The sequence below is a fragment of the Caulobacter sp. S45 genome, assembly GCF_009765965.1.
GTDB lineage: Bacteria > Pseudomonadota > Alphaproteobacteria > Caulobacterales > Caulobacteraceae > CAHJWH01.
Genome location: NZ_LMUL01000014.1, coordinates 1,791,518 through 1,806,362 on the forward strand (window position 1 = coordinate 1,791,518; position 14,845 = coordinate 1,806,362).

At 69.0% G+C, this 14,845-nt stretch carries 11 protein-coding genes; 3 read left to right on the forward strand and 8 right to left on the reverse strand.

The features are described from left to right. Positions 1 to 166 precede the first annotated feature (166 nt). The 8 genes from ispG to GSQ87_RS15450 form a co-directional block, all read right to left on the reverse strand. Positions 167 to 1,327, reverse strand: coding sequence for a flavodoxin-dependent (E)-4-hydroxy-3-methylbut-2-enyl-diphosphate synthase (gene ispG, locus GSQ87_RS15415; RefSeq protein ID WP_158916236.1), 1,161 nt, complete (start codon positions 1,325 to 1,327; stop codon positions 167 to 169). Positions 1,328 to 1,426: 99 nt separating this feature from the next. Continuing rightward, on the reverse strand, positions 1,427 to 2,413 hold the full coding sequence (locus GSQ87_RS15420; protein WP_158916237.1) for a RodZ family helix-turn-helix domain-containing protein: 987 nt from the start codon (positions 2,411 to 2,413) through the stop codon (positions 1,427 to 1,429). 139 nt (positions 2,414 to 2,552) lie between these two features. Further along, positions 2,553 to 4,817, reverse strand: coding sequence for a phosphoenolpyruvate--protein phosphotransferase (gene ptsP / locus GSQ87_RS15425; RefSeq protein ID WP_158916238.1), 2,265 nt, complete (start codon positions 4,815 to 4,817; stop codon positions 2,553 to 2,555). Positions 4,818 to 4,951: 134 nt separating this feature from the next. Then, positions 4,952 to 6,073 carry a c-type cytochrome biogenesis protein CcmI gene (gene ccmI, locus GSQ87_RS15430; protein ID WP_158916239.1) on the reverse strand — a complete coding sequence of 374 codons (1,122 nt, stop codon included), beginning with the start codon at positions 6,071 to 6,073 and terminating at the stop codon, positions 4,952 to 4,954. A gap of 65 nt (positions 6,074 to 6,138) precedes the next feature. After that, on the reverse strand, positions 6,139 to 7,575 hold the full coding sequence (locus GSQ87_RS15435; protein WP_254063010.1) for an efflux transporter outer membrane subunit: 1,437 nt from the start codon (positions 7,573 to 7,575) through the stop codon (positions 6,139 to 6,141). 34 nt (positions 7,576 to 7,609) lie between these two features. Then, positions 7,610 to 9,151, reverse strand: coding sequence for an MDR family MFS transporter (locus GSQ87_RS15440; protein ID WP_254063012.1), 1,542 nt, complete (start codon positions 9,149 to 9,151; stop codon positions 7,610 to 7,612). A 19-nt stretch (positions 9,152 to 9,170) separates the two neighbouring features. Next, entirely contained in the window at positions 9,171 to 10,307 is a 1,137-nt protein-coding gene (locus tag GSQ87_RS15445) for an HlyD family secretion protein (protein WP_158916241.1), read from the reverse strand. Between the two features lie 237 nt (positions 10,308 to 10,544). Further along, positions 10,545 to 11,510 (reverse strand): complex I NDUFA9 subunit family protein, encoded by a 966-nt coding sequence (locus GSQ87_RS15450; RefSeq protein WP_158916242.1) that lies wholly within the window; start codon positions 11,508 to 11,510, stop codon positions 10,545 to 10,547. Positions 11,511 to 11,701: 191 nt separating this feature from the next. Between GSQ87_RS15450 and rimP the strand changes: the two genes are divergently transcribed. The 3 genes from rimP (at position 11,702) to GSQ87_RS15465 (ending at position 14,823) form a co-directional block, all read left to right on the forward strand. Then, complete coding sequence (rimP, locus tag GSQ87_RS15455; RefSeq protein ID WP_158916243.1) at positions 11,702 to 12,292, forward strand: ribosome maturation factor RimP; 591 nt, start codon at positions 11,702 to 11,704, stop codon at positions 12,290 to 12,292. Then, positions 12,292 to 13,935, forward strand: coding sequence for a transcription termination factor NusA (gene nusA, locus GSQ87_RS15460; protein ID WP_158916244.1), 1,644 nt, complete (start codon positions 12,292 to 12,294; stop codon positions 13,933 to 13,935). Before rimP ends, nusA begins: the two co-directional genes overlap by 1 nt. Before the next feature lie 216 nt (positions 13,936 to 14,151). Next, on the forward strand, positions 14,152 to 14,823 hold the full coding sequence (locus GSQ87_RS15465) for an RNA-binding protein (protein ID WP_158916245.1): 672 nt from the start codon (positions 14,152 to 14,154) through the stop codon (positions 14,821 to 14,823). Positions 14,824 to 14,845 lie beyond the last annotated feature (22 nt).

The following is a 14,845-nucleotide window of genomic DNA, read 5'->3' on the forward strand; positions in this document are numbered from 1 at the left end:
AATCCCTCTCCCCTTGCGGGAGAGGGAGGGACCCAGCTTCGCTGGGAGGGTGAGGGGTCGACGTTCGGGTGGCCATTGAGGGCGCAGCGAGCCCCCTCAACCTTCCCACGCCGCTATGCGACGTGGGCCCCTTCCTTCTCCCCCAAGGGGAGAAGGACTTTGGACCCTACTGCGCCGCGACCAGGGCGGCGGCTTCCTCGGCGGCCATCTTGGCCTCGATCTCGGCGGCCTTCTTCTCCACCAGGTCGGTGATGTGGTCGACCATGTGGTCGTTGTCGATCTTGTGGTCGATCTTGCCGGCCATGTAGACCATGCCCACGCCCTTGCCCGAGCCGCCGCCGGTGAAGCCGACATCGGTCATCAGCGCCTCACCCGGACCGTTCACGACACAGCCGATGATCGACAGCGACAGCGGCGTCGATATGTGCGCCAGCCGCGCTTCCAGCTGGGTCACGGTGTCGATGACGTTGAAGCCCTGACGCGCGCAGGACGGACAGGCGATGATGTTGACGCCACGGTGGCGCAGGCCCAGCGACTTCAGGATGTCGAAGCCGACCTTGATCTCCTCGACCGGATCGGCGGCGAGCGAGATGCGGATGGTGTCGCCGATGCCGGCCCACAGCAGATTGCCCAGGCCCACCGACGACTTGATGGTGCCGGTGCGCAGCGGGCCGGCCTCGGTCACGCCCAGGTGGAGCGGGCAGTCGATGGCCTCCGACAGCTGCTGGTAGGCGGCGACGGTCAGGAAGACGTCGGACGCCTTCACGCTGATCTTGAACTCGTGGAAGTCCAGGTCGCGCAGGATGTTGGCGTGGAACAGGGCCGATTCCACCATCGCCTCGGGGCACGGCTCGCCGTACTTCTCCAGCAGGTGCGGCTCCAGCGAACCGGCGTTGACGCCGATCCGCATCGAACAGCCGTGGTCGCGGGCGGCCTGGACCACGTCGCGGACCCGGTCCTTGGAGCCGATGTTGCCGGGGTTGATCCGCAGGCAGGCTGCGCCCGCCTGGGCCGCCTCGATGCCACGCTTGTAGTGGAAGTGGATGTCGGCCACGAGCGGCACCTTGGCCGCCTTGGCGATGATCTTGAACGCCTGGGTGGATTCCACGTCGGGGCAGGAGACGCGCACGATATCAGCGCCAGCCTCCTCCAGTTCGCGGATCTGGTTGATGGTGGCGTTGGCGTCGGAAGTGACCGTATTGGTCATCGACTGGACGCTGATCGGGGCGTCGCCGCCGACCTCGACCTTGCCCACGTTGATCTTGCGGGACTTGCGGCGGTCGATCATGCGCCAGGGGCGGACGTGGCGGTGGTCTTCGGTGTTCATGGCTCGCCAGGATACAGCGCGGCGGCGCGAGTGGCCACCGCAAGAGCTAGATAGGATACGGACGTCCTGCGCGCCATCGCGAGGATATGACGTTTGCGGCTAGCGGGCCGGGTGCGCCGTTTGGGCCGCAGGTGGCTTGGGTGACGCGACCGGTGTCGCGGCGATCTTGTCCAACGAAGTTTGCGGCTCGCTCAGCAGGCCCTGGCGATGGCCGCCAACATACAGGTCGAAGGCCGCGGGATCGGAGACGTCGGCGGTCAGGCTGCGGCCTTGCGGCGCCCGATAGGCCTCGCCCACCTTTAGCTCGCGGGCGAAATAGATTGCGCCGCCGGGGCCGCGCACGATCAGCGAGGCCGACTTGTGCGCCTGGACCACCACGCCGCCCGCCTTGGCGTCCGCGCCGTAGATCGGGCCCCGGGAAACGAATGTTGCGGGCGAGTAGGCTTGGGGCGCAGCCGGCGCGACGGGTTGCGGCGCTTTCGGATCGACGTTGTTGTCGATGCCCGGCACGCCCAGGCCCGGCGTGATGTAGGACTGGGGCGTGGTCTGGTCGGCCGGCGGAGGCGTCGCGGGCCCGAGCGCGATGGTCTCCTTGGCAGGCGGGGTCGGAAGGGCCTGGGCCAGGGCCGGCATGGCGGGGCCGGCGGGCGCATTGCTGATCAGCGAGCGCTGCGCCACGTTCCACAGGCCGATCGCCATCACCAGTACGGCGGCGCCCGCATAGATCACCAGACGGCGCTGGCCCCGTTCGGCCTCGACGCCGACGGGAGCACGAAGCTGCTGATCCGCCTCCGGATGTTCGCTCTTGAAGCGGGCCACGGCCGCATCGCCGTCCAGGCCTAACGCCTTGGCGTAGGCGCGCACATAACCCACCGCGAACGGACGCGAGGGCAACGGCGTGAGATCGCCCGTCTCGATGGCGCCCAGATACAGGCGGCGCACCCGCGTCACCTCGGCCACCTGGACCAGGCTCAGGTCCTTGTGCTCGCGAACCGCGCGTAGATACTCGCCGAGATTGGAAAAATTGGTCGATTCCGGCCCCGGCCCACGGCCGGGTGGCTCCGCAAAGCGGAGGATGTTCGTCATGGAGCCCGTGTCCAACGGAGCCATGGCTTCCGACGTCCCCACATGTCCGGTCGACCGAGGCGCCGCCCGCCTCGCACCGTGCCGAAATGTCTGCTTACGACTTGTCACCTAACAATAATTGCGCAAGGCGCCAACGCGTTCAGACTGCGACATTTAATTTACGCGCAAGAGTTTCGATTTCGTTTCGAACCGACCCTGCCGCGGATTTCAGCACCGAAGTGAATCCGCGTCGGGCCGCCCCGCCATCCAGTGATAACACCATCGCCTTAACAGGTCCCACCCCAGCCGGCGGCATGGACAGGCGGGTGAAGCCGAGCGAGACCAGGGCGAAGGCCTCCAGCGGCCGGCCGGCCATCTCTCCGCACACGGAAACCGGCGTTCCGGTGTCCGCGCAGGCGTCGCCGATGGTCTTCAGCGCCCGCAGCGCCGGGGGCGACAGCAGGTCGTAGCGATCCGACACCCGGGGATTCCCTCGGTCGGCGGCGAACAGGTACTGCATCAGGTCGTTGGTGCCGACCGAGATGAAGTCGGTCATCGGCAGCAGGGCGTCGAGGTGCCAGATCAGGGCCGGCGTCTCGATCATCACCCCCACCCGCACCTTGGCGGGGATGGGACGGCCGCGCCGCTGGGCCCAGGCGATTTCCTTGTCGACCAGGGCCCGCGCCGCGCGGAACTCCTCCACCGTGGCCACCAGGGGGAACATCACCCGCAGCTCGCGTCCCTTGGCGGCGGCGATCAGCGCCCGCAGCTGCATCCGCAGCAGGGCCGGCCGGTCCAGCCCCATGCGCACCGCGCGCCAGCCGAGCGCCGGGTTGTCTTCCCGCTCGGCCTGCAGATAGGGCAGCACCTTGTCGCCGCCGAGATCGAGCGTGCGGAACGTCACCGGACGATCGCCGGCCGCCTCCATCACCCGCTCGTACAGCGCGGTCTGGGCGTCCAGACGCGGCAGTTCCTCGGCCACCATGAACTGGAACTCGGTGCGGAACAGGCCGATGCCCTCGGCGCCGGTGACCTCCAGGTTCTCCATGTCCACCGCCAGGCCGGCGTTCATCAGCAGGGTGATCTTGGTCCCGTCGCGGGTGAAGGCGGGGGTGTCGCGCAGGCGGTCGAACTCGGCGCGGCGCTGGTCGCGCACGGCGGCGCGGGCCTGCACAGCCTCGATCATGTCGGTGCGCGGCCGCAACAGGGCCTCGCCGATCTCGCCGTCGACGATCACCGGGTCGCCGCTGTTCACCCGGTCGCGCAGGCCCATCAGGCGGCCGACGCAGGGGATGCCCAGCGCCCGGGCGACGATGGAGGCGTGGCTGGCGGACGACCCCTCCTCCAGCAACAGACCCCTGAGCTTGGTGCGGTCGTATTCGAGCAGGTCGGCCGGCCCCAGGTTGCGGGCGATCAGCACCGCGCCTTCCGGCAGTTCGCGGGCGCCAGGGGTCTCGCCGGCCAGGATACGCAACAGCCGGTCGGCCAGGTCTTCAAGGTCGTGCAGGCGCTCGCGCAGATAGGGGTCGCGGGCCTGGGACATCCGTGCGCGCTGTTCGGAGCGCACCCGCTCCACCGCCGCCTCGGCGGTCAGGCCGGAGCGCACCGCCTCCTCCAGGCTGCGGTTCCAGCCCCGGTCGTGGGCGAACATGCGGTAGGCTTCCAGCACCTCGAAGGTCTGTCCCACCAGCCCATGCGAGCCGGCCAGCATTTCGTCGATCTGCTGGCGCAGCAGCTGCAGCGCCCGCGCCAGCCGCAGCGCCTCCTCGCTGGCGTCGTCGGCCAGCAGCTTCTCGGGCGCGACCGGGGTCTCGTGCAGCACCGCCACGCCAATGGCCAGGCCCTCGGCGAACTTCATCCCCTTCAGCCGCTCGGGCCGGTGGGGGGCGAGTTCGACGTCCTTGAGCTCGGCGGCGGCCAGGATCTCGCCGGACGCCACCATCTCGGCCAGCACCATGGCGATGGTCTGGACGTCCTCGACCTCGTCCTCCTCGTAGATGCGCGCGGTGCGGTTCTGCACCACCAGCACCCCGATGCTCCGGCCGCCCCGCAGCAGCGGGACGCCGAGGAAGGCGTGATAGGGGTCTTCGCCCGTTTCCGGATGGTAGGAGAAGCTCGGGTGCGCGGGCGCCTCGGACAGATTGATCGGGCGGCCCAGGCGCATGATCTCGCCGACCAGCCCCTCGCCGGGCTTCAACCGGGTGACGTGGACGGCCTCGGGCTTCAGCCCTTCGGTGGCGAACAGCTCCATGTCGCTGGACGCGCGGCGCAGATAGAGCGAGCAGACCTCGGCGACCATGGAGACGGCGATGATCTGGACCACCTTGTCCAGCCGCCCCTGTGCAGGACCGCCGCCGGCCAGCGCTTCGCGGATCTGGCGCAGGAGACTGCGCGGACCACGAACCGCCAACCCCCTTTCGATCATCTCGACCTCCGCCACACGCCAGAAGGGTTCTTAGAGCGGATTGGCCGCGAGATGAACCTGCGTCGCTCTCCAGACGGCGTTTAGAAACCCAGGACCCGCCGTTTGCGCTGCTGAGACCCAAACCGCCTTGGACTTCAGCGTCCGGGCGCCTGCGCCTCCACCACCTTCAGCGCGTCCGGTCTGGCGGCGAACTGGCGGCGCGCCTGCGCCAAGGCGGCGGCCTGGGCCCCGTGGTCGCCGAGCACGCCGTAGGAGCGCACCAGCCGCGCCCAACCCTCGGGATCGTCCGGGTGCGACCTTAGCTGCGCCGCCTGACGGGCCACCATGGCCTGGATGAAGGCCATCTGACCCGGATCGCCGCCGCCGGCCATCGCGGGCCCCGTCGCTTCGGCTGGCGGCGGCGCGGCCGTGACCGGGGCGCCGCCCGTGGCGATCTCCGCCAGCAGGGCCTGACGCCGGGGATCGTCCGGCGGGATGTCGGCGGCCAGGGCGCGCCATTGGTCGAGGCCGCCCTTGACGTCCCCATCGGCTATGCTCGCCCGGCCAAGGTAGTAGCGGGCGGCGGCGTTCTTCGGGTCGAGTTCGCGCGCCCTGCGGAAGGCGGCGCGGGCCTCGGGCGAGACCTTGCCGTCCCCGTCCGCGACCAGGGCCTGGCCCTCTTCGGCGAACAGGTCGGCGCGTCCGGGCGCGAGGGTGGCGGCGGCGGCGAAAGCGCGGGCGGCGGCGAAGCCGTCTCCCGCCGCCAGCTCGGCGCGGCCGAGGAATTCACGGGCCTGGGGATCGGCCGGTCGTGCGGCGACGATGTCGCGCAGCACCGCGGCCATGCGCGGCGGGTCGAGCAGGGTCGGATCGCCGAAGCGCCAGGCCTTGACCCGCTGGCGATAGGGCATGTCGGGCTGACCCGGGGAACCCAGCACGATGTAGATCGCCAGCGCCACCAGCGCGGCGGCGGCGGCGGAGGCGGCGACGGCCAGACGGCTACGCCGACCGCCGGGACGTTCCGCCAAACGCGCCGCGTCGGCCGACTTCAGCAGCCGCCGTCCGGCCTCGGCGCGGGCGGACGCGTGTTCTTCAGGCCCGAGCAACCCCTGGCCGGCCTGGACCTCGAGATCGGCGAGATGGCGGCGGTAGACCGGCAGGGCGGGGTCTTCACCCCCGTCGCCGGCCGCGCGCGTCGCCGCACGTCCAGCCCCCGCGATCACCAGCACACAGGCGCCGGCGGCCAGCAGCCCGGCGACGATCCAGAACATCCACATGCCGCTCCCCTAAAGCAGAGCTGGGTCGAGTTGAAATGAATTGCTCGATGGAAAGGTGTGGAGCGCTACCGGGTCGCCAGCCGCTCGCCGCCCCGCCAGCCGCGCCCGGTGGCGACGAACAGCTGGATGGTGTCGAGGTAGCGTCGCGCCTGGACCTGCACCACCCGCATCCGCGCGGAATCCAGCTGGCGCTGGGAATCCACCACCGGCAGCAATCCCCGCCCACCCTCCCGATAAGCCAGGGTGTTCAGGCGCAAGGTCTCGGCGGCGGACTGTTCGGAACGCTGCTCGGCGGCGAGCGCGGCCTCGTCGTTGGCCAGTGCTTGCATCAGGTCGGCGACCTGGCCGAAGGCGTGCAGCACCGTGGAGCGGTAGGTCGCCGCCGCCGCATCCGCCTGGCGCAGCGCCGCACGGCGCTGGGCCTTGAGCTGGCCGCCATGGAACAGCGGCGCGCTCAACCCTGCGCCCAGGGAATAGGCCGTGCTCTGCCACTCGAAGATATGTTCGGGTTGCAGTGCGGTCTGGGTCAGAGCCGCGCTGAGGTTGATGCTGGGATAGAGCTTCGCGGTCTGCACCCCGATGAGGGCGGTGGCTGAGTGCAGGTCGGCCTCGGCCTGTAGGATGTCGGGCCGCTGGCGCACCAGTTCGGACGGCAGGCTGACCGGGATGTCGCTCGGCAGCGGCAGGGCGGCGAGGTCGAAGTCGGGCGGCGTGTAGTCCGCCGGCGCCTTGCCGACCAGCAACGCCAGGGCATGGCGGGCGGTGGAAAGCTGCTGCTGCAGCGGCGGCATGAGGGCGGCGTCGGCGTCGACCTGGGCCTGGGCGTTGACCCGCGCCTCCTTGGCCACGCCGCCGGCGCGCTGGGCGCTCTCCACCAGGGCGATGTTGCGGCGATCCGAGGCGATCACCTGCTCCACCGTCTCGATCTCGGCGCGGGTGGCGGCGATGACGGCGGCCTGGGTCGCCACCTGGCCGGTCAGGGTCAGATAGGCGGCGTCGAGGCGGTGACGCTGGGCCTCCGCGCGGGCGGCGGCGGTCTCCTCGTTACGGCGCAGCTCCCCGAACACGTCCAGCGCGTAGCTGACCGAGGGACCGATGGAATAGAGGCTGAGTTCGGGATTGTTCTGGATGCCCGGAAGCTGGGACGCATCGAAGCCCAGGGCGGCGAAGTTCAACCGCTCGCGCTCCAGCCCGGCGTTGAGGTCGGCCTGGGGCAGGCGCTCGCCGTGGGCGGCGGCCAACTCGGAGCGGGCGGCCTTCAGCGTGGCGTCGGCGGCCTGGATGTCGGGGTTGTCGGCCAGGGCTTGGCGCATCGTGCGGTCCAGGTCCGGCGAATGGAAGGCGCTCCACCAGTCCTGCGCCACCTCGGCGCCGATCGTCGTGTGCTGCAGCAACGGCCCGTGCTCGCCGGCCATGGCGTAGCCGGTGGTCGTAGGCGCGGCCGGACGCTGAAAGTTGGGACCCACGGCCGCGCAGCCGCCAAGGCCGACGGCTAGGGCCAACCCGACTCCCGAAGATCGGATCAGGGACATCGCCCTACTCGACCGCATGGACTTCTCCCTTGGCCGGCGCCTGCCGGGGCGGGCGCATGAGCAGCACCATCGGCATGGCGACGAAGGCGATGGTGAGCATGAACTTGAAACAGTCGGCATAGCTGATCATCGCCGCCTGGCGCGTGACCTCGGCGTCGATGAAGGCGAGGCCGTGGGGCGTCGACAGGGTCCAGCCGGGCGGCGCGAAGGCGCGGAACGTCGGGTTGTCCGGGCGCACGTGACGGATCAGGTCCGCGTGCACGGTCTGGGTCTTCTGGGTCAGGATCGACTGCAGCACCGAGATACCGACGCTGCTGCCGATGTTGCGCACCAGGGTGTAGAGCCCCGCCGCCTCGGTGCGCAGCCTGGGGTCCAGGGTGGAGAACACCACCGTCGACAGCGGCACGAACACCAGCCCCACCCCGAAGCCCTGGGACAGGCCGGCGAACACCACCAGGTTGGCGCTCATCTGCAGATTGACGTGGGTCATCTGCCATAGGGAAATGGCGGTGAGGATCAGGCCCGAGAGGATGATCAGCCGGGTGTCGATCCGCCCCACCATCCGCCCGACCACGAACATGGACAACAGGGTGCCGAAGCCGCGCGGGGCGGTGACCAGGCCCGTGGTCACCACCGGATAGCCCATCAGGTTCTCCAGCATGGGCGGCAGCAGGGCCAGAGTGGCGAACAGCAGGATGTTGATGAAGAAGCCCACCGCCGTGCAAACTAGGAAGTTCTTGTCCCGCAGCACCTCGCGATTGATGAACGGCTGGGCCGCGCCGAGCGTCTGCACCACCGCCCAATAGAAGCCGAGCAGGGCCAGCATCGCCTCGACCCAGATTTCCGGCGAGCTGAACCAGTCCTTCTGCTGGCCCCGATCGAGGAACAGCTGCAGCGCCCCGATGCCCAGGCTGAGCGCAAGGAAGCCGGTGAAGTCCAGCTTGCGATGGTTGGCGGCGCGCCCCTCGTGCAGGAACAGGAAGAAGCCGAGGAACGACAACACCCCGAACGGCAGGTTGATGTAGAAGACCCACCGCCAGCTGTAGTTCTCGGTCAGCCAGCCGCCGAGCGCCGGGCCCATGATCGGGCCGAGCATGGCCCCCATGCCCCAGACCGCCATCGCCTGGCCGTGCTTCTCGCGCGGATAGATGTCGAGCAGCACCGCCTGGGACAACGGGATCAGCGCCGCCCCGCAGACCCCCTGCAGCAGGCGGAAGCCGACGATCTCGGCCAGACTGCCGGCGATCCCGCACAGGGCCGAGGCGAAGGTGAACCCGGCGATGGAGATCATGAACACGATCTTGCGGCCGTAGCGTCCCGCCAGCCATCCGGTCATCGGCGTCATGATCGCGGCGGCGACGATGTAGGAGGTCAGCACCCAGGTGATCTGGTCCGCCGAGGCCGAGACGCTGCCCTGGATGTGGGGCAGGGCCACGTTGGCGATGGTGGTGTCGAGCGAGTTCATCACCGTGGCGGTCATGATCGACAGCACGATCAGCGGCCGGTTGGCCACCGTGTCCGGATTTCTGGATGGGCCCTGGCTCACGCTTGCAAGCTCATCCGGCTCAGCGGCGCTCGGCCGCCCGGTGGTTGAGGCCAGAGCCGAACAGGGTGCGCCTGTGGGCGGTGTCCACCGTCACCGTGGCGCTCAAGCCGGCGGCCAGGGGCGCGCGGATGGCCGAGATATCCTCGTCGAACACCAGCCGCACCGGCAGGCGCTGGACCACCTTGACCCAGTTGCCGGTGGCGTTCTCCGCCGGCAGCACCGAGAAGCTGTTGCCGGTGCCAGGACTGAGGCTGGCGACGTGCAGGTTGTAGCGGCGGTCGGGATAGGCGTCGATCTTGACCGTGGCAGGCTGGCCCGGGCGCATGTAGGCGAGCTGGTTCTCCTTGAAGTTCGCCTCCACCCACAGACGCGGCGCCGACAGGGTGAACAGGGGCTGGGCGGCGTTGACGTAGTCGCCGACCTGGAGCTGTTCGACTCGCGTGACGATCCCGTCCTGCAGCGCGCGCACCACGGCGTAGGTCTGGTTCAGCTTCGCCCGATCCAGCGCGGCCTTCGCGGCCTTGACCGAGGGGTTTGTCTCCACAGCCCCGCTCGCCTGGCCGGACAGGGTGGCCAGCACATTGGCCTGTTGCTGCTGGGCGGCGGTCAGCCGGGCGCGAGCGTCCTGCAGCGCGTGGTCGGCGGCGTCGAGCTGGCTCTGGGACGAGACGCCCGAGGCCGTCATCGCCTTCTGCCGGGTGAATTCCTTCTGGGCGTAGTCGAGCGCGGCCTGAGCGCCCTCCACGTTGGCGCCCTGCTGGCCGTAGGAGGCCTGGTCCGCCTTGACGTTCTGCCCGGCGGTGCTGAGCCGCGCCTCGGCTTCTTCGACCGCGACGTCGTAGGGACGGCTGTCGAGCCGGAACAGCACGTCGCCCGCGCGGACGAACTGGTTCTCGTGGACGTCGATCTCCACCACCTGGCCGGGGACGTTGCTGGAGATGCTGCTGCGCGCCGACTGGACATAGGCGTCGTCGGTGGAGGCGTACCGGCCGCCGGTCAGATAAAAATACAGCGCGACGATCACCACCACGACCGGCGCCGCGATCATCAGCGGCAGCCGCCAGGGCGCGCCACGCTCGGCGGCTCCGTTCGTTCCGTTAGCCTGGACGTCCGCGGTCTGGGTCGCGGCCGCTCCGTCTTCCTCGTATGCGCTCAAGCCGACCGGCTCCCCTCGCCGCCCTTCGATCCGCCCGCTTTATGGCTGCGGACGCCCGGCTCCCAGGGCCGCGGCGGTCGTCGTCTGGGATGGAGTGTGAAGCGGGCCGAGTCGGCCGCTCGCACCCCGTCTATAATAATTGGACGCTCCGGTCCAAAGCACAATATGCGCAGCCGATGCGCGACAAACCTCCGCATCGGCTCCGATAAAAGACGAAAAACGACCTTAGATTTGCGCCTATGCGCCTTCCGGCGGGGCGAACTGGCCGCCACGACGGTATTTCCAGAGGTAGCCCGGCAGCACGCCCTCGAGCGGGGTGGGCGTGACGCCGAGCGCCTGGAGGCCTGGAGCCGCGGGATCGGCGACATTGTCGCGTCCGAGCATCAGCACCTGGTCCAGGGTGATCTGCGGCGGCAGGAACGGCAGCACCATGGTCTGCAGATCGCCAACCCGGCCCATGAGCTTGGCGGCGGGCGTGGGGATCGGAACCAGCATGCGCCGGCTGTGGATCTCGCGCAGCATCAGCTCCATCAGCTGCTTGAAGGTGTAGACGCCCGGGCCGCCCAGCTCATAGGTGTGGCCCGCCGTGGCTGGATCGGCCAGGCACGCCGCGACGGCCGAGCCCACGTCGCCGACATAGACCGGCTGCATCCGCGTTCCGCCGCCGCCGATCAGCGGCAGCACCGGCGACATCGCCGCCATCGCCGCGAACCGGTTGAAGAAGTCGTCTTCCGGCCCGAACACGATCGAGGGGCGCAGGATGGTCGCGCCCGGAAAGGCCTCGCGCACCGCCGCCTCGCCGCCACCCTTGGTGCTGGCGTATTGCGAGGGCGAAGCCGTATCCGCGCCGATGGCGGAGATCTGCACGAAGCGCTGGGCGCCGGCGGCCTTGGCCTGCTCGGCCAGCGCGCGCGCGCCGTCGACGTGCAGGGCGTGGAAGCCCTGCTTGCCGGCCTGGTAGAGCACGCCCACCAGGTTCACGCAGGCCTGCGACCCCTCGACCACCCGCGCCACCGAGTCCGGATAGCGCATATTGGTCTGGATCAGCTCGATCTGACCGACGTCGCCCATCACCCGCAACTCGTGCGCCAGGTGCGGACGACGCACGCCAACCCGGATGCGCCAGCCCTGTTTGGCCAGCGCCCGCACCACGTAGCGGCCTAAAAACCCCGAACCGCCGATGACGGTCACCAGACCTTGCATGAGACGATCGCGCCCTTCGCCGAAAACTCCAGGCCGGATTAAAGGAGGACGCCGACGCCCGCAACTTGAGCCGGTCGGGTTTGCGCGCTATATGCACGTTCACGAACATCAAATCGGTCGATTGCGCTGGATGGCGCTCTCGAGCGGCGGCCTCGCGGCCTGCCGCTTTTTTTCTGCTTGGAAGGTTACGCGTGCGGGCCAAAACCGCGGAAGATCGTAAGTTGCTGGACCTGCTCGACCCGGTCGCCGAAGCCATGGGTTACGAGGTGGTCCGACTGCGCCTGATGGGCGGCGTCGCCACCGGCCGCACGCTGCAGATCATGGCCGAGCGGCCGAGCGACGGGGACCTGGGCATCGATGACTGCGTGAAGCTGTCGCGCGCCTTCTCTGAGGTGCTTGAGCCTGCCGATCCGATCGCCAGCGAATACCGGCTCGAGGTCTCGAGCCCCGGCATCGACCGCCCGCTGACGCGGGTGAAGGACTTCGAAGCCTACGAAGGCTTCGAGGCCCGCCTGGAGCTGGACCGCCTCGCCGACCGGCGCAAGCGGTTCAAGGGCCTATTGGCGGGGGTGGAGACCGTGGACGGTCAGCCCCATGTCGCCATCGACCTGGAAGGCGAGGAGGAGACCGCCTTGGTCCCCTTCGCCTGGGTCCTGGACGCCAAGCTCAGCCTGACCGACGACCTGATGAAGCTCGGCGCCGAAAAGCGCGCCGCGCGGATTTCCGAACAAGACCCGGCCGAACAGGCCGAACACGACACCGACGAAGAGGAGGAGGCCTGATGGCCACCGGAATTTCCGCCAACCGTCTGGAGCTGCTGCAGATCGCCGAAGCGGTCGCGCGCGAGAAGTCGATCGACAGAGAGATCGTCATCGAGGCCATCGAAGAGGCCATCCAGAAGGGCGCCAAGACCCGCTACGGCGCCGAGCACGACATCCGCGCCAACATCGACCAGAAGACCGGTGAACTGACGCTCAAGCGCATCATCACCGTCATCGGCGACGAGGACGAGATCGAAGAAGGCGAGATCGGCAAACAGCGCCTGTCCGAAGCCCTGCGCCGCGACCCCAAGGCCCATGTCGGCCAGGTCGCCGAAGAGATCCTGCCGCCGTTCGAGTTCGGCCGGGTCCAGACCCAGATGGCCCGCCAGGTCGTCACCCATAAGGTCCGCGAAGCCGAACGCGAGCACCAGTACGAAGAGTTCAAGGACCGCGTCGGCGACGTCATCAGCGGCGTGGTCAAGCGGGTCGAGTACGGCAACACCGTGGTCGACCTCGGCCGCGGCGAAGGCATCATGCGCCGCGACCAGTCGATCCCGCGCGAGATGTTCAACATCGGTGACCGTATCCGCTGCTACATCTACGACGTGCGGCGCGAGACCAAGGGTCCGCAGATCATGCTGTCGCGCGCCCATCCGGGCTTCATGGCCAAGCTGTTCGCCCAGGAAGTGCCCGAGGTCTACGACGGGGTGATCGAAATCCGCGCCGTGGCCCGCGACCCCGGCTCGCGCGCCAAGATGGCGGTGCTGTCCAACGACAGCTCCATCGATCCCGTCGGCGCCTGCGTCGGCATGCGCGGCTCGCGGGTGCAGGCGGTGGTGGCCGAGCTGCAGGGCGAGAAGATCGACATCATCCAGTGGAACCCGGACGAGGCGACCTTCATCGTCAACGCCCTCGCCCCCGCCGAAGTCAGCAAGGTGGTGCTGGACGAGGACGACGAGCGGGTCGAGGTGGTGGTGCCCGACGAGCAGCTGTCGCTGGCCATCGGCCGGCGCGGCCAGAACGTGCGCCTGGCGTCGCAACTGACCCAGTGGCAGATCGACATCATCACCGAGTCGCAGGACAGCGAACGTCGTCAGCGCGAGTTCACCGAGCGCACCGCCCTGTTCCAGGAAGCCCTGGACGTGGACGAGGTGATCGCTCAGCTGCTGGTCACCGAGGGCTTCGCCGCGGTCGAGGACATCGCCTACGTCGAAGAGGACGAACTGGCGACGATCGAGGGCTTCGACGAGGACACCGCCCAGGAACTGCAGGCCCGCGCCCGCGACTTCCTGGACCGGGAGGCCACCGAACTGGACTCCAAGCGCAAGGAACTCGGCGTCGAGGACGGCGTCATGGAGATCGAGGGCGTGACCCTGCAGATCGCCGTCGCGCTCGGGACCGCCGGGGTCAAGACGGTCGAGGACCTGGCCGACCTTGCCACCGACGAACTGCGCGGCGCGTTCGAGACCAAGAACGGCGAGCGGGTCCGCACGCCGGGCGCGCTGGAGGAGTTCGCGATGAGCCAGGAGGACGCCGAACGGCTGATCCTACGCGCCCGCGTCGCCGCCGGCTGGATCGAAGCCGACGAACCGGAAGCGGAACCTGCCGAAGAGGCAGCGGAGGTCGCCGCCGACGAGGACAGCGTCGCGGCCCAGGAGGTCTAAACCCAAGCTTGCGACCGCCCCTGGTTTCGGCACGGCTGAAACCAGGGCGGTCCGCCGGCCGGTAAATGGGAAAGCCTGCTCTTTGAACCGCTCACCCCCGCCAAGGCGGGGGTCCAGCTCCAGCCCGCCGACGCATCCAGGTGAATCTGGGTCCCCGCCTTCGCGGGGATGAGCGGAAGTGGGTCAACCTTAAGAATCGCGTTGTAATCCAATCCCTTGACCGACGACGACGTCCCCAAGACCCACGCCCACCATACCCACGCCCAGGCCTCGCGCGAGCGCCGGGACGCGGTGTCGGGCGAGGTCATGCCGGAGGCGCGGCTGATCCGCTTCGTGATCGGCCCGGACGGGGCTGTGGTTCCCGATCTGGCCGCCAAGCTGCCGGGACGGGGCATGTGGGTGGAGGCGTCCCGCGCCTCGGTGGACCAGGCGGTGAAGCGCAACGCGTTCTCCCGGTCGGCCAAGGCGCCGCTGAAACCCGCCGGCGACCTCTCCGATCAGGTCGCGCGACTGCTCCGCGACCGTTTGCGTGCATCGCTCGGCCTTGCAAGGCGATCCGGCGACCTTACCTTTGGTTTCGAGAAGGCGCTCGCCGCCATCGAGGCCGGGAAGGTCTCCTGGATGGTGGAGGCCTCCGACGGCGCCGCCGACGGCAGGCGCAAGCTTCTCCAGGCGACGCGCCGCGTAGAGAAGCCGCCGAGACTGTTCGGCGTCTTCACATCGCAGGAATTGAGTTTGGCCTTGGGCGCGGGACCTGTGATACACTTGGTTTTCCTTGCGGGGCGAAGTGCTAACCGTTGGACGCTGGACGTCGAACGGCTGGCCGGCTTCAGCCCGCTCCTTCCTGAGAGTTGGCGCGAGGGGCCGGGTGACGGGCGGAGCGGTTGATCGCTTCCGTCCTTTTTGCTTT